Annotated in this window: 18 protein-coding genes and 3 tRNA genes; 11 read left to right on the forward strand and 10 right to left on the reverse strand. The window is 59.4% G+C overall.

Annotated elements, in window-relative coordinates:
• Positions 1-71: 71 nt before the first annotated feature.
• From QAO71_RS07785 to QAO71_RS07800, 4 genes are all read left to right on the forward strand, one after another.
• On the forward strand, positions 72-776 hold the full coding sequence (locus QAO71_RS07785) for a cache domain-containing protein (protein ID WP_136869407.1): 705 nt from the start codon (positions 72-74) through the stop codon (positions 774-776).
• Positions 719-3,061, forward strand: a complete 2,343-nt coding sequence (locus QAO71_RS07790; RefSeq protein ID WP_280165602.1) for a diguanylate cyclase — start codon at positions 719-721, stop codon at positions 3,059-3,061. The genes QAO71_RS07785 and QAO71_RS07790 overlap by 58 nt, the downstream gene beginning before the upstream one ends.
• Positions 3,062-3,172: 111 nt before the next feature.
• A complete protein-coding gene (locus QAO71_RS07795; RefSeq protein WP_036989967.1) occupies positions 3,173-3,439 on the forward strand; it encodes a DUF4212 domain-containing protein in 267 nt (88 codons plus the stop codon).
• 18 nt (positions 3,440-3,457) lie between these two features.
• A complete protein-coding gene (locus QAO71_RS07800; protein ID WP_074781156.1) occupies positions 3,458-5,227 on the forward strand; it encodes a sodium:solute symporter family protein in 1,770 nt (589 codons plus the stop codon).
• A gap of 71 nt (positions 5,228-5,298) precedes the next feature.
• Here QAO71_RS07800 and QAO71_RS07805 read toward each other — a convergent pair whose 3' ends face one another.
• From QAO71_RS07805 to QAO71_RS07815, 3 genes are all read right to left on the reverse strand, one after another.
• Positions 5,299-6,573, reverse strand: a complete 1,275-nt coding sequence (locus QAO71_RS07805) for an outer membrane protein transport protein (RefSeq protein WP_036990381.1) — start codon at positions 6,571-6,573, stop codon at positions 5,299-5,301.
• 194 nt (positions 6,574-6,767) lie between these two features.
• The gene (locus QAO71_RS07810; RefSeq protein ID WP_036989964.1) at positions 6,768-7,484 is read right to left on the reverse strand and encodes a 3'-5' exonuclease; all 717 of its coding nucleotides are present in this window, start codon (positions 7,482-7,484) and stop codon (positions 6,768-6,770) included.
• On the reverse strand, positions 7,481-9,415 hold the full coding sequence (locus QAO71_RS07815) for a putative nucleotidyltransferase substrate binding domain-containing protein (RefSeq protein ID WP_280165603.1): 1,935 nt from the start codon (positions 9,413-9,415) through the stop codon (positions 7,481-7,483). The genes QAO71_RS07810 and QAO71_RS07815 overlap by 4 nt, the downstream gene beginning before the upstream one ends.
• A 119-nt stretch (positions 9,416-9,534) precedes the next feature.
• Here QAO71_RS07815 and QAO71_RS07820 point away from each other — a divergent pair, with 119 nt between their 5' ends.
• The 6 genes from QAO71_RS07820 (at position 9,535) to QAO71_RS07845 (ending at position 14,879) form a co-directional block, all read left to right on the forward strand.
• Positions 9,535-11,460: an AMP-binding protein gene (locus QAO71_RS07820; protein ID WP_280165604.1), complete on the forward strand. Its 1,926-nt coding sequence runs from the start codon at positions 9,535-9,537 to the stop codon at positions 11,458-11,460.
• An 84-nt stretch (positions 11,461-11,544) separates the two neighbouring features.
• Complete coding sequence (gene uvrY, locus QAO71_RS07825) at positions 11,545-12,195, forward strand: UvrY/SirA/GacA family response regulator transcription factor (protein ID WP_036989962.1); 651 nt, start codon at positions 11,545-11,547, stop codon at positions 12,193-12,195.
• Positions 12,192-14,021: an excinuclease ABC subunit UvrC gene (uvrC, locus tag QAO71_RS07830; RefSeq protein ID WP_036989960.1), complete on the forward strand. Its 1,830-nt coding sequence runs from the start codon at positions 12,192-12,194 to the stop codon at positions 14,019-14,021. The genes uvrY and uvrC overlap by 4 nt, the downstream gene beginning before the upstream one ends.
• A gap of 31 nt (positions 14,022-14,052) precedes the next feature.
• Complete coding sequence (gene pgsA, locus QAO71_RS07835; protein ID WP_036989959.1) at positions 14,053-14,625, forward strand: CDP-diacylglycerol--glycerol-3-phosphate 3-phosphatidyltransferase; 573 nt, start codon at positions 14,053-14,055, stop codon at positions 14,623-14,625.
• A 62-nt stretch (positions 14,626-14,687) separates the two neighbouring features.
• Positions 14,688-14,763 (forward strand) — tRNA-Gly (locus QAO71_RS07840).
• 42 nt (positions 14,764-14,805) lie between these two features.
• Positions 14,806-14,879 (forward strand) — tRNA-Cys (locus tag QAO71_RS07845).
• Between the two features lie 110 nt (positions 14,880-14,989).
• On the opposite strand, the gene QAO71_RS07850 is transcribed toward QAO71_RS07845, so the two are convergent.
• The 3 genes from QAO71_RS07850 to QAO71_RS07860 all read right to left on the reverse strand — a co-directional run bounded on the left by QAO71_RS07850 (position 14,990) and on the right by QAO71_RS07860 (position 16,554).
• On the reverse strand, positions 14,990-15,682 hold the full coding sequence (locus QAO71_RS07850; RefSeq protein ID WP_235818291.1) for an RES family NAD+ phosphorylase: 693 nt from the start codon (positions 15,680-15,682) through the stop codon (positions 14,990-14,992).
• Positions 15,679-16,080, reverse strand: coding sequence for an antitoxin Xre-like helix-turn-helix domain-containing protein (locus tag QAO71_RS07855; protein ID WP_074781164.1), 402 nt, complete (start codon positions 16,078-16,080; stop codon positions 15,679-15,681). Before QAO71_RS07855 ends, QAO71_RS07850 begins: the two co-directional genes overlap by 4 nt.
• Positions 16,081-16,170: 90 nt before the next feature.
• The gene (locus tag QAO71_RS07860; protein WP_074781166.1) at positions 16,171-16,554 is read right to left on the reverse strand and encodes a hypothetical protein; all 384 of its coding nucleotides are present in this window, start codon (positions 16,552-16,554) and stop codon (positions 16,171-16,173) included.
• A 648-nt stretch (positions 16,555-17,202) separates the two neighbouring features.
• Between QAO71_RS07860 and QAO71_RS07865 the strand changes: the two genes are divergently transcribed.
• Positions 17,203-17,289 (forward strand) — tRNA-Leu (locus tag QAO71_RS07865).
• 136 nt (positions 17,290-17,425) lie between these two features.
• Here the strand turns inward: QAO71_RS07865 and QAO71_RS07870 are convergent.
• The 4 genes from QAO71_RS07870 to nuoM all read right to left on the reverse strand — a co-directional run bounded on the left by QAO71_RS07870 (position 17,426) and on the right by nuoM (position 22,904).
• Positions 17,426-19,381 carry a DUF4105 domain-containing protein gene (locus QAO71_RS07870; RefSeq protein WP_348273402.1) on the reverse strand — a complete coding sequence of 652 codons (1,956 nt, stop codon included), beginning with the start codon at positions 19,379-19,381 and terminating at the stop codon, positions 17,426-17,428.
• 49 nt (positions 19,382-19,430) lie between these two features.
• On the reverse strand, positions 19,431-19,745 hold the full coding sequence (locus QAO71_RS07875; RefSeq protein ID WP_036989857.1) for a DUF2388 domain-containing protein: 315 nt from the start codon (positions 19,743-19,745) through the stop codon (positions 19,431-19,433).
• Between the two features lie 149 nt (positions 19,746-19,894).
• On the reverse strand, positions 19,895-21,352 hold the full coding sequence (gene nuoN, locus QAO71_RS07880) for an NADH-quinone oxidoreductase subunit NuoN (RefSeq protein ID WP_280165605.1): 1,458 nt from the start codon (positions 21,350-21,352) through the stop codon (positions 19,895-19,897).
• Positions 21,353-21,374: 22 nt separating this feature from the next.
• Positions 21,375-22,904 carry an NADH-quinone oxidoreductase subunit M gene (gene nuoM, locus QAO71_RS07885; protein WP_280165606.1) on the reverse strand — a complete coding sequence of 510 codons (1,530 nt, stop codon included), beginning with the start codon at positions 22,902-22,904 and terminating at the stop codon, positions 21,375-21,377.
• Positions 22,905-22,917 lie beyond the last annotated feature (13 nt).

Raw genomic sequence — 22,917 nt, forward strand, 5'->3', positions numbered from 1 at the left:
TCTGCTGATGCCTGCTGCTTAAGAGCGCGAATAGCACCTATACTGTAAGCTGTTTGCGGCAGGAAGCATAAATGGGCGAAATCGGTAGAGTTGAAAGCGAGCCGGCTATGGCACGACCATCAGGCCCGCTCTGGATTGCAGTCTCGGTTCTGGTGCTCATTCTCATGGCGTACTGGTGGCTGCTGATTGAGAACCAACGATCGCAGCTGGCTTATGCCGAGCAGCAGTTGGAGTTGCGGGCAGAGCAGACCTCCGAAGCACTGGCGATGCAGATCCACGTGTTGATGGCTGGCCTGGACTACCTGGGTGATAGCCTGGTCGCGCAATATCTTGATGGCCTGGATCAGTTTGATGCGGCGGTCAGAACCGCCATCGATACCTATGAAGATGGCACCATCCTTCAGGTATCGGTGGCTGACTCTACCGGAGAGATTATTTACAGCACTCTGGCACCCTCAGGAGGAAACGCACAGACGCCGATCTCGATCGCCAACCGGGAGCATTTTCGCGTACATGCCGAAGGGCGTGCGCCAGCATCGGGGCTGTATATCAGTGATCCGGTGCTTGGGCGTTTATCAGGCAAATGGTCCATTCAGTTCGCACAGCCGTTGCGGAGTGAAGGTGTATTTGCCGGTGTTTTGGTGGTATCGGTATCGCCTACCTTTATTTCTCGCTATTTCCAGAAAGTCTTCCCCATACTGGCAGTGACGTTGCGCTGTTGTTTAATGAGCGCAGCTATTATCTGGCTCGCTCAACCCGGCAGGACGAGATCATAGGGAACCAGGTATCCGGTGCGTTGCAGGCCAGCATGGCCACGGGGGCGGGTGGTGGCAAATACCGCTTGGCTCCCGCCTGGGATGGTATCAATCGTGATTATGCCTGGCGCTGGGTCGATGACTATCCGCTCGCGATCAGCGTCGGCCTGGATCGAGAGACGGCGCTGTCACCGGTTACTGACCGTTTCACCAAGAGCCGGTTCTGGACTGCGGTCAGCACGCTGGCAATTCTCCTGGCGGCGCTATCAATCGCCGTGCTGATGGGGCGACTGCGTTTCGAACAGCGGAATCTGGCTTGGAACGAGGAGCGTTTGAGCCGGTTGTTAGCCCAAGTGCCCGGCGCGGTTTATCAATTCCGTCGATGGCCTGATGGCACGTCCGAGATGGTGTATATCAGCCAGGGTATCGAGACTTTGATTGGACTCTCGCCCGCACAGGTAATCAAGGATCTGCCTGAGATATTCGACATCATCCACCCGGAAGACCGGCCCGAGGCGATTGCTCTTATTGCCGAGTCGGCTGCACAACTGACCCCTTGGGACATCAAGTTCAGACTGTTATTCCCCAATGGCGAAATCCGCTGGGTTGCTGGTTATGCCAACCCGCAGCCGGACGTCGCCGGCAGCGTTCTCTGGCATGGCTATATTCACGATATAAGCCGCCAGCATGCGATCAATGACAGATTGCGCGACAGCACGGCGCGGCTGCGCCTGACCATCGATGCGGTACATGACGGGCTCTGGGAATGGCATCTGGTGGATGACACCCTGTATTTCGATGAGCGTTGCATGCGGATGCTGGGGCATGAGCACGATGACCGCGCAACGACTTTCGCGCATTGGTACGAACAGGTGCACCCTAACGACAGAGCTTCTCTGGATAAGGTGATCAATGAGGTTTCCAGGGGAGAAATGTTCCGTCTGGAGTTGCGTCTTCGTACAGCCACCGGCGATTGGTTGTGGACTGAAATCCGGGGCAGGGCGGTGGAGGACGAGAAAGGCAAGCGGGTACTCGGCACGCAGAGCGATATCAGCCAGCGAGTGACAGAAGCCCAGCTGCGTAACGCCTTGCTGGATAATAACGCCGCGGCCATTTTGCTCGTGGGGCCGGATCACCGGATACGCCTGGCCAACCGCCGGGCGAAGGAGCTATTTGCCGGTGGGCGCCCACTAAAACGTATTCCTTTCCGTCAGCTACAGGGCGGTGAAGAAGGTGCTGACGACTTGTTGGAACAGGTTGAACTGCTGCGTCAGAACAAAGGCGCAGTAGAGGCGGAGCATCCCTTCCCTGATGCCAATGGCCAGCTTCATTGGTTCAGCATCCACGGCACGCTGCTTGATGCTGAGCGGCTCGATGGAGACATTATCTGGACTCTCATCGACATCACCGAGCGTCGACAGATGGAAATCGCGCTTTCCGCCGCTCGCGTCCGCCTGATCGAGGTAATCAAGCATTTCCCCGGCGGCGTATTGCTGGAAAATGCCGATGGCAAAATTCTGGTCGTCAACCAGGCTCTCTGTGATCTGTTTGGTCTGGAGATGCCGCCCGACTCGCTCACCGGTACCGAACGAGGCCGCTTTTACCAGTTGCTCGATCTGCAGTCGGAAGCGGCTCCGCCTGAGGAGAGACGCGAGGGTAATCGACGCATCAGCGAGCTGATCATGGCGGATGGGCGCACACTGCAGATCAATCAGATCCCCATCCGGATCAAGGATACCGATGCCGGAAAACTCTGGATCGTCACAGACATAACCGAGCGGCGGGAGCATGAGCGCAATCTGGAGCGGCTGGCGGCAACCGATCCCTTGACCGGGTTGGCAAACCGGCGAGCGTTTCTGCAAGGTATGGAGCGGGAACTTCGTCGCGCTGGGCAGGGGCTTGCTGATGGCGCGCTGCTGGTTCTGGATCTGGATCATTTCAAGAGTATCAATGATACCTACGGTCACGCGGCAGGGGACAAGGTGCTGATACATCTGGCGCAACTGATGCGCAGTATGCTGCGGCAGAACGATATCGCGGGCCGCCTGGGTGGAGAGGAGTTCGTCGTGTTGTTGCCCGATGCCGGGCATGAGCGTGCTCTGGCTATCGCGGAGCGCCTGCGCCTGGCTATCGAGCGCAGCGCCATTGAGCATGAAGGCAGCATTATTGTTGTCACTGCGAGTATCGGCCTGGCGTCGCTGCAGGGTGAGGTGGATGAGATCTTTACGCTGGCGGATGAAGCGCTGTACCGGGCAAAAAATGAAGGTCGCAATCGCACGGTGTATGCCGCTAACCCGGAGGGTTGACCACCCAGCCTCGACGATATTTCTCCTGTTTATACCAAAGTCTTAGTCTCGTTCTGCTCATCCTAATGCTAGTTTTAAGCTGCAATATAAAAACAACAATAGGAGACAGTCATGTCTTTATCCAAAGAAGACGCAGCCCGAGCCTACTGGAAGGAGAACCTGCGGTTGATGATCACCTTGTTGGTCATCTGGTTCGTCGTATCTTTCTGCGCAGGCATTCTGTTCGTAGATGCACTCAATCAAATCCAGTTTTTTGGTTTTCCACTTGGTTTCTGGTTTGCCCAGCAAGGCGCCATCTATGGCTTCCTGGTGCTGATCCTGATCTACGTGTTGAAGATGAACAAACTTGATCGCAAGTACGACCTCCACGAAGAATAACAATCAGGAGCCTTGCATATGGAAACCCAAACGCTGATTTATCTTATGGTGGGGGCGACTTTTTCGCTGTATATAGCCATCGCGATCTGGACCCGCGCTGGCAGTACCAGCGAGTATTACGTCGCCAGCAAAGGCGTTCATCCCATCGCCAACGGCATGGCAACCGGGGCTGACTGGATGTCGGCGGCCTCTTTCATCTCCATGGCGGGTATCATCTCGTTCACCGGTTACGACGGTAGTGTGTATCTGATGGGCTGGACGGGTGGTTACGTGCTGCTGGCGATGTGTCTCGCCCCCTATCTGCGCAAGTTCGGCCGGTATACGGTGCCGGAGTTCGTCGGTACTCGTTATTACTCGCAAACGGCACGGGTGGTAGCGGTGATTTGTGTGATCTTCATCTCCTTCACCTATGTGGCGGGTCAGATGCGCGGGGTAGGTATTGTCTTCTCCCGTTATCTGGAGATCGATATCAACATGGGCGTCATCATCGGCATGGCCATCGTGTTCTTCTACTCCGTGCTGGGCGGGATGAAGGGCATTACCTATACGCAGGTGGCGCAGTACTGCGTGATGATCTTTGCCTATATGGTCCCGGCTATCTACATTTCCATCCTGATCACGGGCAACCCCATTCCGCAGTTCGGTTTTGGTGACACCGTGACCGGCACCGATACCTCGGTGCTGGATCGTCTTAATGGTCTTGGTGCAGAGCTAGGTTTTACTTCTTACACCGACGGCACCAAGTCCACCATCGACGTGTTCGCCATCACCATGGCCTTGATGGTAGGTACAGCGGGTCTGCCCCATGTGATTGTCCGGTTCTTCACCACACCAACGGTTCGTGATGCCCGTAAATCAGCAGGTTACGCTCTGTTGTTCATCGCAATTCTGTACACCACTGCTCCTGCCGTAGCTGCCTTTGCCCGCATCAACCTGCTGACCAACGTGCCTGGCGTGGCTTATGAAGAGGCTCCGCAATGGATCAAGACGTGGGAGAACGCCGGACTGATTGCGTGGCAGGACAAGAACGGTGACGGTGTCATTCAGTACGGTGCAGGTGCTCCTTTTGCTGGCGCTCCGCAGTTTACCAATGAGCGTGGTGCGAACGGGGAGCGGCTGATAAGCAACGCCCCGACCGAAGCGGAAACTGAACTGTATGTGGACCGTGACATCATGGTTCTGGCCAATCCCGAGATTGCCAACCTGCCAGGCTGGGTGGTGGCCCTGATTGCCGCTGGTGGTCTGGCCGCGGCGCTGTCTACTGCGGCAGGTCTATTGCTGGTTATTTCGACTTCCATCTCGCATGACCTGCTCAAGAGTAATTTCAAGAAGGATATCAGCGAGAAGGGCGAGCTATTGGCAGCGCGCGTTGCGGCGGGGGTCGCGGTGATCGTCGCCGGCCTGTTCGGGATTTACCCACCAGCCTTCGTGGCGCAGGTGGTGGCTTTTGCCTTCGGTCTGGCGGCGGCGTCCTTCTTCCCGGTCATTGTGATGGGCATCTTCTCCAAGAGGATGAACAAGGAAGGTGCGATTGCCGGTATGGCGGTGGGTCTGGTCTTTACCTTCAGTTATATCGTGTTCTTCAAATTCATCAGTCCTGAGCTGGATACCGCTGAACACTGGTGGTTCGGTATCTCGCCAGAAGGGATCGGTACCTTGGGAATGATCTTCAACTTCATCGCGTCTGTCGCTGTAGCCTCGGTTACCAAGGCGCCGCCGGAGGAGATTCAGCACCTGATCGAAGATATCCGTGTGCCCCGTGGAGCAGGAGGTGCCATCGCTCACTGATGTAATCTGAGCTGGAAGAAAAAGGCCCCGGTTGGAAGCAACCGGGGCCTTTTCTTTTACCGCCTGAAGGATCAGAAGCGGTGGGTTACCTGCACACCGGCGCCGTGGGCGCTGTTGCGATATTCGGCGGCGTACTGGGTGCCTGTTGCGTGGTTGGTCTGGTTTACCCGTCCTTTGCTTTCGCGCAGGTAGGCGTAAGCGAAGTCCAGGGTCCAGTCTTGGTCGATATTCCAGCCTGCGCCCAGCGATACGATCTTACGGTTGCTCACCGGAATGCGCACGGTGCGATCGGCGTTGCTGGTGGGGGACTCGTCAAGAGTGAAGCCGCTGCGCAGTACCCAGGATGGGTTGAGCTGATAGGCAACACCGATGGCATAGGACCAGGTGTCGTCCCAATTCAGGTCTTCACTCACTTCGGAAAAGCCCGGTAGAGGCTGCTTGAGCTCCGCTACGATGCTATCCAGCTGGCTCCAGCGAGTCCAGGTGGCACCGGCATACAGAGTCCATTTGTCGTTGGCCTTGTAAGTGACCGAGGTATCAGCCGACTCGGGCGAGGTGAAATCCAGAGTGGCCTTGTGGCTGCCATTGGCCGGCATGGGCGCAACCGGAGGGAAGCCGGTGTTACGGATCCGTCCTTCCAGTTCGTATTCCACCTTGGAGTGATAGGTGAAGCCCCAGGCCAGGCGGTCGGTTACATCTACCAGAATACCCGCGTTGAAGCCGTAGCCGATATCATCACCCTTGATGTTTACCTCAGCGGGGGAGCCAAGGACCGCGATGGGGTTGCTGGTCAGCTTGCCGTCGATCTTGTTGATGGTTGGGCCGAAACCGACGGCTACGCGGTCATTGATACGGTAGCTGAGTGTCGGCTGCAGTGTCATCACCTGCACCTTGCTGTAGAGACCGAGATCCCGGCCCTGAGAAGTGCTTTCATAATCGCTGATCACACCGAACGGGACATAGAGGCCAAGGCCGAAATGCCACTTGTCGTTGAGGGGGCGAACATAATAGGCGAACGGAACAGCTGCCTCGGGCGCGATATCACCCTTGTTGGTGCCCTGGACAAGATTCGTACCAGTGGCAGGGTTTGGACTGGCAGCGTCGATATCGGTGCTAGCTTTGATCGCCGCAAAACCACCACTGATCTCGGCGCGATCCAGGCGCGACATACCCGCCGGATTACCAAACACGGTACTGGCATCCTGGGCGGAGGAGGAGCGGCCAGCGAAACCGGTACCCATGCCGCTGACGCTTTGCTCGTTGATGGCCAACCCGTTGGCCATCAACTGGCAGGAGGCACTGGCTACGGCTACGGCCAGGGTGGTTTTGAACCAAGCGTGTTTGATCATCGGGTACTCCTGTTGACTTTGTTGGAGGCGCGGAAACTAGCAGGAAAGAAACCGTATCGCTATGGGTTATGTCCTGAATTTCCGATAATTCACGTTAAAAAACGTAAACGGCCATTGAATTGGCTAGAGACTGATCAGTCACGCCGCATCCGTGTGGCTTATGGTGTTGTGCCGCAGACCGAGGGGTTGAATTAGAAGCCGCTGGAGCGCACCAGATTGAGTCGTCGCCAGAGCACCAGTCGATTGTTCAGTTCTGCCAGTGTAGCAGTGCCCTGGGTGGCGGCCCGGTGCAACAAGATCAGCAGGATCTCGGCGCTGATCTGAGCGTCGGCGGCGGCATTGTGGCGCTCGCTGTTGACTAACCGGAAGTGTTGCTGCCAATCGTCCAGCGTCGAGCACTTCCGGTCTGCTTCGGGAAACAGCATGGGAGCCAGTTCGGCCACATCCAGAAAGCGATGCTGTAGGCGGTAATCCAGATCCTGGCGCAGGCCGCGGCTGAGCATGCGTTGATCGAAACCCGCATGGAAAGCCACAAAGACGCAGCGGCCTGCGAACTCCAGCAGACCGAGCAGCGCTTCCTCGGCGGGGCAACCGGCATGGACCTCGCTGGGCGCGATTTCATGCAGCAAGGTAGCCTGGCTGGCCCGATGGGCTGGTCGTAGCAGTGTGCATTCGAATTGGTCAGCCATCTGCAAGGTGTTGCCGGTAATCGCCACGGCGCCAATGGAAAGGATTTCATCGCGTTGCAGGTCGAGCCCACTGGTTTCCAGATCCAGTACCACCAGTCGCGCTTGATCAATAGGTGTGCTGTCGATGGGCTGGGGTGCGGGCAGGGCAGCCCGGCGTGCCGTCATCGCCGGTGTGAGACCAGTTGAACGACCACGCAAGAGCAGACTGCGCAGCTTCATAGCTGATATCTCAAGGCCAGGCTGGACTGCAGGCGTTGGGCCTGACGGAAGGATTCGCGGAGGATGCGGCGGTCCAGGTGATTCAGGGTGTCGGGCACGAGGCGGTTACTGAACGGCTGTCGCTCACGCTCCTGACGCTGGTGCTGCTGCATCCGGATAAGCTGGATGAACTCATAGGCCTCGGTATAGGCCTCGGCATCCAGGGCCGCGATCGCCTCTTGCTGCTTGAGCAATTGTAACCGGCGGATTGTACTTGTCTCGCTGATACCGTGGGCCAGGGCCAGCACTCGGGCAGCGTCGACAAAAGGTGTCAACCCTTGGATCTTCAGGTCCAGGGTGTCTTTCTCACGGCCACTGCGGGAGGTGACGAAGTCGCGGAACAGACCGATCGGCGGGCGGTGGGCGAGGGCGTTGCGGGCCATCAGATGCTGGAAAGTGCTATTGCGTGCGACCATGTCCAGTACGCTGCCGAACAGCGCCTGGGCACCCGCCGGCTCGCCCCAGATCACGCGAAAATCAAAGAAGATGGACGACGCCAGCAGGTTCTCCGGCGTGGCCGACTGGATGCAGCGGGTAAAGCGGGCCTGCCATTCGGCACGGGACAGGCAGAGCTCGGGATTACTCGCCATGATGTTGCCCTTGCACAGGGTGAACCCGCATTCGGCCAGCGCCTGGTTGATCTGCTGTGCCAGTGGTAACAATTGCTGGCGGTAGGCTGCGGCCTGGTCGGCATTCTCCGCTTCGAACAGCATGCCGTTGTCCTGGTCGGTCATCAGCGTCTGCTCGCGTCGGGCCTCGCTGCCGAAGCATAACCAGGTGAAGGGAACGCCGGGATCGCCATGCTGGCGCAGGCACAACTCGATGACCCGGCATACGCTGTGGTCGTTGAGCAGCGTGATGATGTGGGTGACCTGGCCAGCAGATGCGCCATAGGCCAGCATGCTGTCGACCAGATGACGAATGTCCCGGCGCAGCGCTACCAGACTGGCAATGCTTTCGGCCTGGCTGATGGCACGTGCCAGGTGCACCAGGTCTACCCGCTGCAGGGCAAACAGGTCACGCTCGGATACCACGCCCACCAATCGCCCCCGGTCCACCACGCACAAGTGGGCAATATGTTCTCGGGTCATGCTGATGGCGGCATCGAAGGCGCTGGCGGTTGAAGGCAGGTAGCAGGGCGACGGCGTCATTACCTCAGCGATGGGTCGCTGCAGGTCGGTCTCGCCGTGTGCAACGATACGGCGCAGATCGCGCAGGGTGAAAATACCCTCTGGCGCGGCCTGCGCATCGGTGATGACGATACTGCCCACGCTGGCTTCATGCATCATTCTGACGGCGGTGCCGATTGGCGTGACGGGAGAGCAACTGACCGGCTTGCGGATGGCAATCTGGGCCAGAAGGGTGTCCAGTGAATAATGGGCGCCGAGCGTTTCCGCCGCCTGGCGTTGCACCTGCAGATTGACCTGTTGCAACAGGCTGCTGACGCCGCGCAGGGCAAAATCACGGAACACCGGAGATATGCCGACCAACTCACTGAAATCGACGCGGGGCAATAGCAGGCAGAAGGTATCCTGCCCGGCTATATGCTCGGTACGGGTGGCCCGATCGCCAATGAGAGCGGCCAGGGGAAAGCATTCACCGATACTGATCTCGAAGGTAGTGTCTGGCGTGTCCTGCCCGGCGATCCGCCGTTCGCCGCGCACTTGCCCCTGTTTGACGATATAGAAATGCTGCACCGGCCCGTCGCTGGGGCGGATGATGGCATCCCCTGCGGCATAGAAGCGCAACTGGCAATGCTCCACCAGCCAGGCCAGATGATGGGGCTCCATCTGATCGAATGGCGGGTAGCCGAGCAGGAAGGTCATGATGCCGTGAATATTCTGCTTCACGGCGGTCCTGCCCATCTGATCGAGCGAGTCGTCTCTGCTCATCTGCGCCTCTCTCCGAAAGGGATAGTTCACCTTGGTTGCCGCGTGCAGCCCATCCGACGTAAGTCTAGTTTCGTTTTCAGCAGGATGGTCTAGGTTGATATGACAATAAGGAGACGATCATGTCCGCACCCCCTGATTATGTCCTCGCCCGGCAACGCGCGATCCGTGATCCCGAGCTGTTCTGGGCCGATCATGCCGCCAGGCTGAGATGGCACACCCCTCCAAACATCACCTGCCAGCCAAGCGACGTCAGCCCCGGCCTGGTCGAATGGTTTCCCGATGGCAAGCTGAACACTGCCTGGCTGGCATTGGATGCGCACATCGAAGACGGCCGGGGAGAGCAGGTGGCCATTATTCACGACTCGCCGGTGACCGGTACCAAGACGCATATCAGCTATGCCGAACTGCACCGACAGGTAGCGCTCTGTGCGGGTATGTTGCGCAGCCTGCAGGTGAAACAGGGCGACCGGGTCATCATCTACATGCCCATGGTGCCAGAAGCGGTCATCGCCATGCTGGCCTGTGCGCGTATCGGAGCCGTACATTGCGTGGTCTTCGGCGGGTTCGCGGCCAACGAGCTGGCGGTACGCATCAATGATGCCCAAGCCGACATCATTCTCACGGCCTCCTGCGGTATCGAGGTTGACCGTGTGGTGGAATACAAGCCATTGGTGGACCAGGCGATTGCCCGGGCAAATCATCCGGTTCGCCATTGCGTGGTGCTGCAACGTCCCCAGGCGGCTGCCGGGTTGCAACCCGGGCGAGACCTGGATTGGCGTCAGCAGTTGGCAGCGGCAGTCCCGGCTGATGCCGTGCCGGTCGCGGCAACGGACCCGCTGTACATCCTCTATACCTCTGGGACCACCGGCAAGCCCAAGGGCGTGGTGCGCGACCACGGCGGCCACGCCGTGGCGATGCGCTACAGCATGGAGGTGGTCTATGGCATGCAGCCAGGAGAGGTGTTCTGGGCGGCATCGGATGTCGGCTGGGTGGTCGGTCATTCCTATATCGTCTACGGGCCGTTGTTGGCCGGTTGCACCACCGTCATGTTCGAAGGCAAGCCGGTACGCACACCGGATGCGGGCGCGGTGTGGCGCGTGTGTGCCGAGCACGGCGTCAAGGCGCTATTCACTGCGCCCACCGCCTTCCGGGCCATCCGCAAGGAGGACCCCCTTGCCGAGCTGGCCGGACGGTATGACCTGAGCCAGCTGGAGCGGCTGTACCTGGCGGGTGAGCGCCTTGATCCGCCTACCTGGGAATGGTTGCACGAACACATCCGGCGGCCAGTACTGGATCACTGGTGGCAGACGGAAACCGGCTGGGCGGTCGCTGCCAACCCGGCGGGTTACGGCCTTGCCGAAACCCGTCCCGGCTCGGCGACCTTCCCGATGCCCGGTTACCAGTTGGCGACCCTCGATGACCAGGGGCAACCGGTCGCGTCGGGCGAGCAGGGCAACATCGTTATCCGCCTGCCGTTACCTCCGGGCTGCCTCACTTCCATCTGGGGTAGCCCGGAGCGCTTGCAGACCGGATACCTGAGCGAGTTTCCCGGTTACTATCAGACGGGTGATGCCGGCTATGTCGATGCCGATGGCTATCTTTTCGTCATGGGCCGTACCGATGACATCATCAACGTGGCCGGCCACCGGCTCTCCACCGGGGAGATGGAAGAAGTGCTGGGTTCGCATCCGGCGGTGGCCGAATGTGCGGTCATCAGTGTGCCTGATGCGATCAAGGGAGAGTTGCCGGTCGGACTGGTAGTACTGAAGAACGATGTCACCATCGAGGCAGCCCGATTGAGTGCGGAGCTGGCGGCACTGCTACGCGAGGAGATCGGAGCACTGGCGTGCTATCAGCGCACCCTGGTGGTCAGTCGGCTACCGAAAACCCGCTCGGGCAAGATCCTCCGGCGTGTTCTGCGACAAATGGTGCGGGGCGAGGAATGGACGGCGCCGTCTACCATTGATGACCCCGGCTGTCTGGATGAACTGGCGCTATTGTTGCAGACGCCGGAGGGGGCGGAGGTCGTTGGCGTTTCACAATAATCACCAATTTGCTATCGTGGCGCGGTTGCGGGATATTGCGGCATTTAGAAGCTACACCCGCTGTGCTCATGAAAGGGGTAAACGGTGATCAAGGTATTGGTGGTGGACGATCATGATCTGGTGCGCATGGGAATCACCCGAATGCTCGGTGACGTGCCCGGACTGTCCATTGTCGGGGAGGCGGACAGCGGCGAAACGGCCATCACCCAGGCACGAGCGTTGAAGCCGGACGTCGTTCTGATGGATGTACGCATGCCGGGAATCGGCGGCCTGGAAGCCACCCGCAAGCTGCTGCAGCATGATCGCAGCATCAAGGTTATCGCCGTTACCGCCTGTGACGAAGAGCCTTTCCCGACTCGTCTGATGCAGGCTGGAGCTGCCGGTTACGTCACCAAGGGCGCCGCCCTGGAAGAAATGGTCAACGCCATCCGCAAGGTGGTGGCCGGCCAACGCCATATCAGTCCCGATATTGCCCAGCTGCTGCTGGCGCGGATGTACGAACCGGGCAATGTGGGGCCCTTCGATGCGCTGTCGGAGCGGGAGATGCAGATTGCGCTGATGATTGTCGGCTGTGAGAAGGTGCAAGGCATTTCCGACAAGCTTCACCTCAGTCCCAAGACCGTGAACACCTACCGTTACCGTATATTCGAAAAGCTCGGCATCACCAGTGATGTGGAGCTGACGTTGCTGGCAGTGCGTCATGGCATGATCGACGCCACATTCAGCCAGGCATGAAGCCGGAAGGATTCGATGCCGCGGCCTTCCTGTCAGCGGTAACCGGCAAGCCGGGGGTCTACCGGATGTTCGATGCCGACGGCGAGTTGCTGTACGTTGGCAAGGCGAACAACCTGAAGAAACGCCTGTCCAGTTACTTCCGCCAGACCGGGCTGAGCCCCAAGACCGCGGCGCTGGTAGCGCGTATCCGGCACATCGACACCACCGTCACGGCCAACGAAACCGAGGCGCTGTTGCTTGAGCAGAGCCTGATCAAGGTTTCGCGCCCGCCGTACAACATTCTGTTACGCGACGATAAATCCTACCCCTATGTCTATCTTTCCAGTCTGGACGCCTATCCACGGCTCGGACTGCATCGGGGGACCAAAAAGGCCAAGGGACGCTATTTTGGCCCCTATCCCAGCGCGGGTGCGATCCGCGAGAGCCTGAGCCTGCTGCAGAAGACCTTCAAAGTGCGTCAGTGCGAGGAAAGCTATTTCCGCAACCGTACCCGGCCCTGTCTGCAATACCAGATCAAGCGCTGCAAGGCGCCCTGTGTTGGCTTCGTCAGCGAGGAGGAGTACGCCGAGGACGTGCGGCATTCGGTCATGTTTCTGGAAGGGCGCAGCAATGCTCTGACGGATGAATTGACCCAGGCCATGGAGAGCGCTGCACAGAATCTCGACTTCGAGCGGGCCGCCGAGCTGCGTGATCAGATCGGCCAACTGCGGCGGGTGCAGGATCAGCAGAACATCGATACCGAATATGGCAACGTGGACGTCATTGCCGCCGCCGTGACGCCGGGCGGCGCCTGTGTTCACGTCATCATGGTCAGGCAGGGCAGGGTATTGGGCAGTCGCAACCACTTCCCGCGGGTGCCAATCGAACAGACCCCCGGTGAAGTTCTCGCGGCTTTCCTGCCGCAATACTATCTGGGCACCGGCGAAAGGGAGCTGCCGAAGGAAATCATCCTCAACGCAGTCCCTGAGGATCTGCCCGTTATCGCCGATGCGCTGGCGCAGGCACGGGGCCGGGCGGTCAACTTCACTCACCGGGTGCGGGGCACGCGCAGCCGCTGGCAGAGCATGGCGGTTACCAATGCCGAACAGGCGCTGACCTCCATGCTCGGCAACCGGCAGAATGTACAGGCGCGTTTCGAGGCGCTGCAGGAAGCGCTCGGGCTGGATGAGATTCCCACCCGCCTGGAGTGCTACGACATCAGCCACACCAGTGGCGAATCGACCGTGGCGTCCTGCGTCGTATTCGGTCCCGAAGGGCCTTTGAAAAGCGACTATCGGCGCTACAACATCGAGGGCGTAACCGCAGGTGATGACTATGCAGCCATGCAGCAGGCATTGATGCGGCGGTTCGCCAAATTGCGCGATGGTGAAGGCAAGATGCCGGATATTCTCCTGGTTGACGGTGGCAAGGGTCAGATGAACATGGCTCGCGAAGTGCTCCAGGAGTTGGCCATTCATGACTTGACCCTGCTTGGCGTGGCCAAGGGCGTTACCCGCAAGGCCGGCATGGAGACTCTGTACCTGAACGACCCGCACAATGAACTGGTGCTGCCCGGCCACTCACCGGCGCTGCACCTGATTCAGCATATTCGCGACGAGGCGCACCGCTTCGCCATTACCGGCCACCGCCAGCGCCGCGGCAAGACCCGAAACACCTCCACCCTCGAAGGAATCGCCGGGGTGGGTCCGAAACGACGCAGAGAGCTGCTGAAACACTTCGGCGGCTTGCAGGAGCTGACTCGCGCCAGCGCCGTGGAGATCGCCAAGGCGCCCGGCATCAGCAAAAAACTGGCAGAACAGATATATACTGCCCTGCATAGCGACTAGAATGCTGTCCAAACCCGTTCGCAGAGACGTTATGAACATTCCGAATATTCTTACCTTGATGCGGGTTGGCCTGATCCCCGTATTTATCCTGCTGTATTACCTGCCGTTCCACTGGAGTTATCTGGCTGCCGCAGTGATTTTCACTCTGGCCAGTATTACCGACTGGCTGGATGGCTATCTGGCGCGCAAATGGGAGCAGAGTACCCCTTTCGGTGCTTTTCTCGACCCGGTGGCAGACAAACTCATGGTTGCCGTGGCACTGGTATTGCTGGTGCAGAGTCACAGCAATTTCTGGGTAACGGCGCCGGCGGTGGTCATCATCGGCCGTGAGATCGTCATCTCCGCCTTGCGTGAGTGGATGGCCGAGCTTGGCGCACGGTCGCAGGTAGCCGTCTCCAACCTGGGTAAATACAAGACCACCGCCCAGATGATCGCCCTGGTTGTGCTGCTGGCCAACCCGGCCTTGCCAATGACTGCCTGGGTCGTTCTCGGGTATGTGCTGCTGATGATTTCTGCCGCGCTGACGCTGTGGTCCATGGTGGCCTATCTGCGCGCGGCCTGGCCGCACCTGCGCCCCGATGCTGGCGAAAAAAACGACAGATAAACTTTTTTGAATCAATGACTTGACAGGGCGTCGGAGAAAGATAGAATAGGCGCCGTTCCAGAGCGGGAATAGCTCAGTTGGTAGAGCACGACCTTGCCAAGGTCGGGGTCGCGAGTTCGAGTCTCGTTTCCCGCTCCATATTCAGTTGTGTTGCAGTAGCAGCACAGCAGCCCCCTTCGAGGCCGGGTGGCAGAGTGGTCATGCAGCGGATTGCAAATCCGTGAACGCCGGTTCGATTCCGACCTCGGCCTCCAGTATTAAAGCCCCGCAGATTCTACGTCTGCGGGGCTTTTTGCTTTCTGTCTTTCTGCGAACCGTTTCCGCAGCATTCTCAAAAATACCGCGATGCGAGTCCGCTCCGCCTTTAGACCGAGGCGATCTTGTTCACGCTGGAAATCGCCTTGCCGTCCCAAATCATTTCGTAGTGGGTGGCTTGCACGATGGAGTGCACCGGTCTCGGAGTCAGCAGTCCCCAGCAAGTATTGCCCGGGCTGCGGACTGAGTGATATTTCAGGCCCGGTATCCCCGCGTGCTTCAGGCTGGCGCCAGCGACATGCGCGGCCGCATAGCTGTCGGGGTCGTAGATCGGATGGTCAGGCGTGATACCGGTCAGGTCGCGCAAACCGGTCTGGTCGAATTGGCAGCACAGCCCGCGCAGCAGGATGCGGTCGAAGGCGAGGCCTTTCACGCCGCTCCAATAGCTCTGCTGGTGATATTGCACCTCCGCCAGGGCCGTAGTGATCGAGTCCCCCAGATAGAGGACGCCGAAGCTACCATCACTGAAGCGCGAGCCGGCAGGATTGATATGAGTGAAGGGCGCTACCGCATAGGAACAGCCGGGGATGCCGAAGGGGATATCGGTGCGGCGCATGAACTCAAGTCGCCCGGCCTCGTTCAACAAGCGCGGGTTGGTTCGCGCCTGGAGCTCATGCAGCGCCTCGAATTCTTCAGGATCAGCTACATCGTCGAACAGGGCGATGGGGGGATACTTGGAGTTGACCAGGCGGTAGCCGGTTGCGGTGCCAGGAGCGACCTCGGGCAGGTCGACCCAGTTCACCACATTGCCCCCCGCAGCCCGTCGATTCGGCGAAACGTTTCGTAAAGTGATGCAAAGCTGCCGTCAGCCATGACACTCAGCGGCTGGCGGCCGTTGAAAAAGGCATTGTCGTTGGGCAGCTTGAGGAAGCCATACACGTTGTCGGGGTTGTCGAAGATCAGCCGCAACGTCCCATGGATATTGAGCACATAACTGATTCGGTCGAGCTGATCATTATCCAGGGCAATGGTCCCGTTACCGGCTTTGGCCCGGGCCAGGGTGCTGCCGGAAACACGCAGAATCCGCGACATCTGCTCCCGTGAAGCACCCCAGCGCTCCATGATCGTTACCGCTGTGCGCAAGCCCACGGTGCTCTGGTGTTTCTCGGCGCTGATTTTCTGAATATCTGCTAATGACATTTTATCTACCCGCTTGCTATCCAGTGGTTGTCTGGAGAATGCAATTGTAGGATAGCATGTCTGCAGATGTTGCGACAGGCTCAATGGTGATCAGCGCGCAACCCTGCCGTATTCATCCTCAAGCAGTTTTGTAATCAGCTCGGAGGTAGTAACTCCTCTGGAGGCAGCAACGGTATGCAGCATCTCACGTGCCAGTGCGGTTACCTCGGTTCGTACCATTCGCGTAGAAGGTGCCCCCTTGCGAGTCGGAAGGGCTGCTTCCCGTGCTCGCCTGGCGGAAAGCGCTTTTTGCAAGCGTGTACGGGATTCCGAATCCAATTGCTGGTCAACCAATTGCTGCACCTGCTCCGCAGTATCCAGCAGCTCAATCAGCTGATAACGCAGAGACAACCGACCACCCTGTATCTGGCCCAATAGCCACTGCCGAGTCCAATGGACTTCCTTGCGACTTCTCAATTGAAATTGCTTCTTCATCGTCTCTCGCCTTGTTCTACGTTGTGGAATTCTACGGAGTAGAATTCAGAAGTGTAACCCGTGAACAGCGATTTTGCTGAAGGGGCGAACAAGGGGGCGTCTGATCAATAGGTGTTAAGCGCTGGCCGTATCAAGCTTTCCAGGCGCTATTGCGGCGGGACGAAAATGGCGTGAGTCATCTCGGGAAGGGACAGCATTTCTGTCAAAGCGGCTCACTTCGATCAGGTATATCCGGCTCATCTGGCCCCGGCACTGTTCCTGGCGGCTGCGCCCTGGGCTTCGGCACCATATCAGGAGCCTCCTCCGGAGCTTGCTGCGGCACATCATCCGGTCCCGGCGGCTCTGTCGGGGCGCGTTCTGGAGGCGTACCCGGGTTCGGCCCCTGGCCTGGACGCTGCCCTGGTACCGGCTGCTATTCTTGCGGAAGATCAAGCGGATCAATACTCATGACTAACCTCCTGAGGACCTTGAATGGCTCTCTTGATTGGAGGTGGCATTGAGCTGATGGTTCAGCTTGTCGGTCGGCCCCGAGTCTCGAAGAAAGTCCTTGTTACGGCGATATGATCTGTGTAACATTCTGAATCTCTTGGAGTTATGGCTGGATCAAGATCCATCTTGCAGGTCATGTTCAAACCCAAGTGCCAGCCAGCCCGGATGGCGAAACTGGTAGACGCAAGGGACTTAAAATCCCTCGATGGCAACATCGTGCCGGTTCGATTCCGGCTCCGGGCACCAATAACCATGGGTTACAGGCATAGGCCTCGTTATCTCGTTGGTCCGCAACATAGCAACTGCTGCGCAATTTCTCCTGATAGCTCAATCACTCAGCGCGCCTGGTATTACTGGGTGGGTGCATTGTCGCTGAGTGTAATCACGGCAACTGAATCCCACCGGACTCCTCATGCAATCGTCGCAATTGCTGCGCCAGCAGGCTGATATTGCCGTTCGTGGCGTCCAGCTGCTGACGTTGTTGTGGATTGATCAGCGATAGCAGGCGCTGCTCGACGTCATCGGCTGTGGTCAACAGTGCCTGTTGTCTGGCACCAGCAAGTTCGATGAAGCGTTGGGATTCCTGCGGTTGCGGCAAGCCGTAGCCTTCGTCCAATAATTCCCCAGGACGGCTCAGAAAGCTGCTGGCGCTCAGCAGTCCTTGGACCAACTGGGCGGTTTCGGTGAGTGCTGGTGGGGCGTCCGAAGACAGGAATCGCTGTTTGAGATCCTGCTGAATCAATAGCATCTGGCGGCGCCGAATAGCTTCTTCCAATACCAGCAAGGCGGCGGTGGAGCGGGTATCCGCTGCGGCGAACCAGGCCTGTCGCTGATCTGCGGGGTTGGCCAGCCAATCTTCAATGCGCTCGATAGGTATCTGCAATCGGCTGCGAATGACCTCGAACATTTGCTGGTAACGCTCCCGATAGGAATCGAAATAGTAACCCTGGCGCAGCGCCGCCTGACGGTCCTGCAATGGTCGCAGGTCCGCCAGCCCGCGGGCGTTGAGCACTGCCAGCAAGCCAGCAGGTGTCAGGCTGTCCATATCCTGCAATTGGGGTAGGGCGCTGCCGCTGCGCAATAATTTCAGGGTTTCGACAGCGCAGTTGTTGCTGATGAAATAATAGGTGCCGTCATAACTCCAGTGCAGGGTCGCGGCCTGCAGGGCGAGCTGGTGGCGCGCCTGTTCATCCATTCGCAGCGGTATCGAGCTGAGGCCGCGCAGTTCCAGTCGGGTATATTCATCGACCACCTTCTGCAGCGGCAGCATGAACAGCCGCGAGGGGTAGTTGCCGATCAGTCCGTCCCAGCTGGACAACTGCAGGTCATCGACAAAGGCGCGGAAGGACAGCACCAGGTGGTGATCCAGGTCGAGCAAACAATCCGGGCCGGGCGGGCGGCCCGGCGCGCAGACTACCAGCCGCAGCATGCTGTGCCCCCAGCGGCTGGCCCATTGCTCGTTGGGCTCGGCCAGCAGGTAGTGGACTGCATAGATGCGTTCGGGGTCCAGCGAACCCAGGGCCGGACGCTGTGCATCCAGTCCGGCGTACAGATAGGGGACTTCGCCGGGGCAATCTACCGTTGGCGGTGCCCAGTCGAAGTGATCTCTGAAATACGCATGCAGAGCCGGGCGCCGGCAAGCGTATTGTGGATCGAGCAGGAAGTATTCGAGATTGACCGCCAGGTATTCTGCCGGGCTGTGCAGCTCATAATTGTCCGGGCTGCGGTAGGACTGGTGATTATCAGATTCTCGTATACCTCGGCGACCCGCCTGTTGCGCCCAGCCGGCCAGATCGAGAAAGCGCGGGTCGTCGCTCAGGGTAAAGCGGCGTTCGGTCTGGCCGCGACATTCCGCAGGCAAGCCGGCCTTGCCCTGGGCTTGGTAACGGTTGCGGCAGTGGCGCAGCAGAGAACGCTGTTCCGCTTGCCAGGAGCGACCGCGATCATACAGGTGAGCAATCTCGTGAATCAGCGTGGCGAGCAGTTCCTGGCGCAAGGTGCCGTGCTGGCGCCCGTCGGGGAAACGGTCCTCGTGCCCGGCGCTGAGGTCCGTCAGCCAATGCCGGTTCAGCTCCAGCGTGCCGCCAGGCGTGGCGCGCCCGAATACCGATTCCTGCAGGTCACGCCAGCGCACCGGCACGGTCCGGTCCAGTTGCTCAACCAGCGAGGGGGGGAGCGCCGCGGTGGCCTCCGCGAGCAGCGTCTGGCTGACCTGCACTTGGGCCGGGGTGAGCTGGCTCTGGTCCAGGTCCAGCTGCAACCCCGCCGTGGCGATAGGGCTCATCAGCAAGGCGTCGACCAACAGCAGCTGACCTGCGATGGAGTGCGCCTTACCCAAGCTGGCTAACCGCTGCCGTTATCGAGCGGGCATTGATCTCAGGCATGCATCACAGCGCGAGAATCGCCTCGGCCAGTTGCAGGTCAGTCGCTTCCAGATCGGGGTGGGACTGGCGGATATGCAGCAGAGCAGCCTCCAGACGTGCACTGCGCAGCTGGCCATCGCTACCGACGAAGCTGGCCGCATCCTCACGGGCTTCCAGTACCACCTTGTTGTTGCCGGTAGTGGCATCGCTAGTCGCGTCAATAGTATTGACCAGGGAGCCGGCGATGGCGTCTGTGGTGCCGATGAAGCTGCTGCCGTGAGCAGCACCAGCGAGAGCCAAGAGGCCGGTGGTAGCGATGACCAGGGAAAGACGTTGCATGTCGATTATCCTTTCAGTACTTCGGAAGTAGAGCGTCGTATCACTGCCGAGGCAGCGGATGAAACAAGTATTGACCGTGCTGCGGATAAAATCGATCCGAAGGATCAACAAAAGTTCCGTTGGTCCGGGACTTTGTCCCGGTCGACCAATCAAAGTCCCGCTAGTGTGGCCTGTTCAACCAGCCCCAGCAATGGTTGCGGATATACGCCGAGAATGAACACCAGCAAGGCAATCAGCAGCAGCATGATGCCGCCGGCCTGTTGGCCCCAGTTCAGCGGTGCGTCGTGGCGCCGAATGCCTGGCTCCACCAGATACAGGGTGACCATGACCCGCAGATAATAGTAAAGACCGATGGCGCTACCGATGACCAGCGCGCCGAGCAGCCACCAGAGGCTCGATTGGACCCCGGCCGCAATGATATAGAACTTGCCAATGAAGCCGGCGGTCAGCGGAATTCCCGCCAGCGACAGCATCATCACGGTCAATACCGCGGTCAGGTACGGGCGTCGCCAGAACAGGCCACGGTACTCGTACAAGGCATCGGCGTCGCGCCCCTTGAACGGCGTGGACATCAGCGTGACCACACCGAAAGCGCCCAGGGTGGTCAGTACATAGATTGCCAGGTATACGCCGATGGCCTCGGTCGCGAGGCCATCGCTGGCGATCAGGGCGATCACCAGATAGCCGAAGTGGGCAATGGACGAGTAACCCAGCAGACGCTTGAGATTGCTCTGCATCAACGCCAGCAGGTTGCCAAACAGGATCGAGGCGATGGCAATCACGGTCAGCAGTTCATTCAGCCAGCCGCCGCTGGTTGCCGGCGATACCTGATACAGACGCAGCAGGACGGCGAATACGGCGACCTTCGCAGCGGTGGCGAGGAACGCCGAAACCGGTGCGGGAGCGCCCTCGTAGACATCCGGCGTCCATAGGTGGAAGGGTACCAGCGACAGCTTGAAGGCCAGCCCGATGAGCATCATGGCGAAACCGATCTGCAGGATCGGCGTCACGGCCACGGCGCCGAGAGCAGGGAATGCCAGGCTGCCGGATTCAGCGTACGCGAGCGCCATGCCGAACAGCAGGAAGGCCGAACCGGCCGCTGACAGCACCATATACTTGATACCCGCTTCCAGCGAGCGCTTGTTGAAGAAGGCATAGGCGACCATGCCGTAGACCGGCACTGACAGCAGTTCCAGGCCGATAAACAGCGTGGCTAGATGCGAGGCGCCGACCATAACCAGTCCGCCGGTCGCGGACAACAGCATCAACAGGTACATTTCCTCCCGGTTGCCGGGAAAGCCCTCGCCGGTATTGGTCTTGCCCAGATAGGCATGGACCAGGGTGGCGCAGGCCAGGGTAGCAATCAGAATGATGCCCATGTACAGCAGCGCAAAGCGATCCACCTGCATCAGCGCAGTGGCTTCCAGGGGCACGACCTGCAACGCCGGGATCAGTGACAGCAGCGCCAGGTTGAGGCCCAGCGCAGTCAGTACGAAGATCAGATCGTGCTTGCGCCGCCAGGCGATGGCGAGCGTGACCACGATGGCCGTGGCGCCGACGATCAGCAACGGCAGCAGGGCGATGAAGTGGGACTGGGTAAATTGCATGGCGTCATTTTCCATCAAACGGCTACCGGGTCGGAACAAGGTTGGAGAGGGCGTCGCTGAGCCAGTGTTGTACTCCGCTCATGCTCGCTGCAGAGGTATCCAGCAGCGGCTGGGGGTATAACCCGAGCCCGACCAGCAATACGACCAGTGACAGCACCATGACCAGTTCGCGCCGATCGAGCCCGCGCAAGGCTTCGCCGGAACGCTCGGCACCGAAGTAGGCGCGGTGAATCATGATCAGCGAATAGGCCGAGGCCAGTACCAGGCCGAAGGTGGCGATCACCACCACCCAGGGGTTGTTGGCGAAGCTGCCGAACAGGATCAGGAACTCGCCGACGAAGTTACCGGTCCCCGGCATACCCAGCGAGGCGATGGCGAAGAACATGCTCAGCGCCGGCAAATAGGGTAGGCGGGCCCATAATCCGCCCATCTCGCGCATATCCCGGGTATGGATACGCTCATACAACTGGCCACAGAGGATGAACAGCGCCGCCGCCGACAGGCCGTGCGCAACCATCTGCACCACCGCTCCCTGCAGCGCCAGCTGGGTGCTGGCATAGATGCCGATCAGCACGAAACCCATGTGCGAGATGCTGGAATAGGCCACCAGGCGTTTGATGTCGGTCTGGGCAAAGGACAGTATCGCTCCGTAGAAAATACCGATCAGGCCCAGGGTCATGGCGATCGGCGCGAACTCGACCGAGGCGTTGGGGAACAGCGGCAGGGCGAAGCGCAACATGCCGTAGGCGGCAGTCTTCAGCAGGATGCCCGCCAGATCCACGGAGCCGGCGGTCGGCGCCTGGGCATGGGCGTCAGGCAGCCAGGAGTGCAGCGGTACGATAGGGAACTTCACCGCAAAGGCGATGAAGAAGCCGAGCATCAGGATATATTCCACCCCCGGCGGCATATCGAGACCGAGCAGCTGGTCATAGGCGAAGGTCAGTACTCCGGTCTGGCTGAAATTGAACAGTACCAGACCCAGAATCGCTACCAGCATGATCAGGCCGCTGGCCTGGGTGAAGATGAAGAACTTGGTCGCCGCGTTGATCCGCGTCTTCTTGCCTTCGCCGCTATGCCCCCAGAGCGCGATGAGAAAATACATCGGCACCAGCATCATTTCCCAGAAAAAGAAGAACAGGAACAGATCCATGGCCAGGAACACGCCGGCCACGCCACCGAGAATCCACATCAGGTTGAGGTGGAAGAAGCCGATGCGATGCTGGATCTCGTTCCATGAGCAGAGCACCGACAGCACACCCAGGATACCGGTGAGGATCAGCATCAGTAGGGACAGGCCATCCAGCGCCAGATGCAGATTGATGCCGAAGCGCTCGATCCAGACGTGCTTGAACTCCAGCGTCCAGACCGGCGCGCCATCGGTTACACCAGCCAGGGAATAGTCTGCGCTGGCCCAGAGCCACAGGCTCAGGACCAGCACCAGCCCCATGGTCAGCAGCGCCAGCCAACGGGGCAGGGTGCTGCTGAAACGTTCGGCCTGCCAGCACAGCAGGCCGCCAATGAAGGGAATCAGGACCAGCCAAGGCAAAATCATGACGGGATCATTT

Source organism: Halopseudomonas sp. SMJS2, assembly GCF_029866945.1.
In the GTDB taxonomy this organism is placed as follows: Bacteria; Pseudomonadota; Gammaproteobacteria; order Pseudomonadales; family Pseudomonadaceae; genus Halopseudomonas; species Halopseudomonas bauzanensis.

Coding starts and splice junctions, on each gene's coding strand:
- QAO71_RS07815 (WP_280165603.1), bottom strand. CDS start 9,415: ATGAGCAGAGACGACTCGCTCGATCAGATGGGCAGGACCGCCGTGAAG.
- QAO71_RS07860 (WP_074781166.1), bottom strand. CDS start 16,554: ATGAAGAAGCAATTTCAATTGAGAAGTCGCAAGGAAGTCCATTGGACT.
- QAO71_RS07810 (WP_036989964.1), bottom strand. CDS start 7,484: ATGAAGCTGCGCAGTCTGCTCTTGCGTGGTCGTTCAACTGGTCTCACA.
- uvrC (WP_036989960.1), top strand. CDS start 12,192: ATGAAGCCGGAAGGATTCGATGCCGCGGCCTTCCTGTCAGCGGTAACC.
- nuoM (WP_280165606.1), bottom strand. CDS start 22,904: ATGATTTTGCCTTGGCTGGTCCTGATTCCCTTCATTGGCGGCCTGCTG.
- nuoN (WP_280165605.1), bottom strand. CDS start 21,352: ATGCAATTTACCCAGTCCCACTTCATCGCCCTGCTGCCGTTGCTGATC.
- QAO71_RS07855 (WP_074781164.1), bottom strand. CDS start 16,080: ATGTCATTAGCAGATATTCAGAAAATCAGCGCCGAGAAACACCAGAGC.
- QAO71_RS07795 (WP_036989967.1), top strand. CDS start 3,173: ATGTCTTTATCCAAAGAAGACGCAGCCCGAGCCTACTGGAAGGAGAAC.
- pgsA (WP_036989959.1), top strand. CDS start 14,053: ATGAACATTCCGAATATTCTTACCTTGATGCGGGTTGGCCTGATCCCC.
- QAO71_RS07820 (WP_280165604.1), top strand. CDS start 9,535: ATGTCCGCACCCCCTGATTATGTCCTCGCCCGGCAACGCGCGATCCGT.
- QAO71_RS07800 (WP_074781156.1), top strand. CDS start 3,458: ATGGAAACCCAAACGCTGATTTATCTTATGGTGGGGGCGACTTTTTCG.
- QAO71_RS07785 (WP_136869407.1), top strand. CDS start 72: ATGGGCGAAATCGGTAGAGTTGAAAGCGAGCCGGCTATGGCACGACCA.
- QAO71_RS07875 (WP_036989857.1), bottom strand. CDS start 19,745: ATGCAACGTCTTTCCCTGGTCATCGCTACCACCGGCCTCTTGGCTCTC.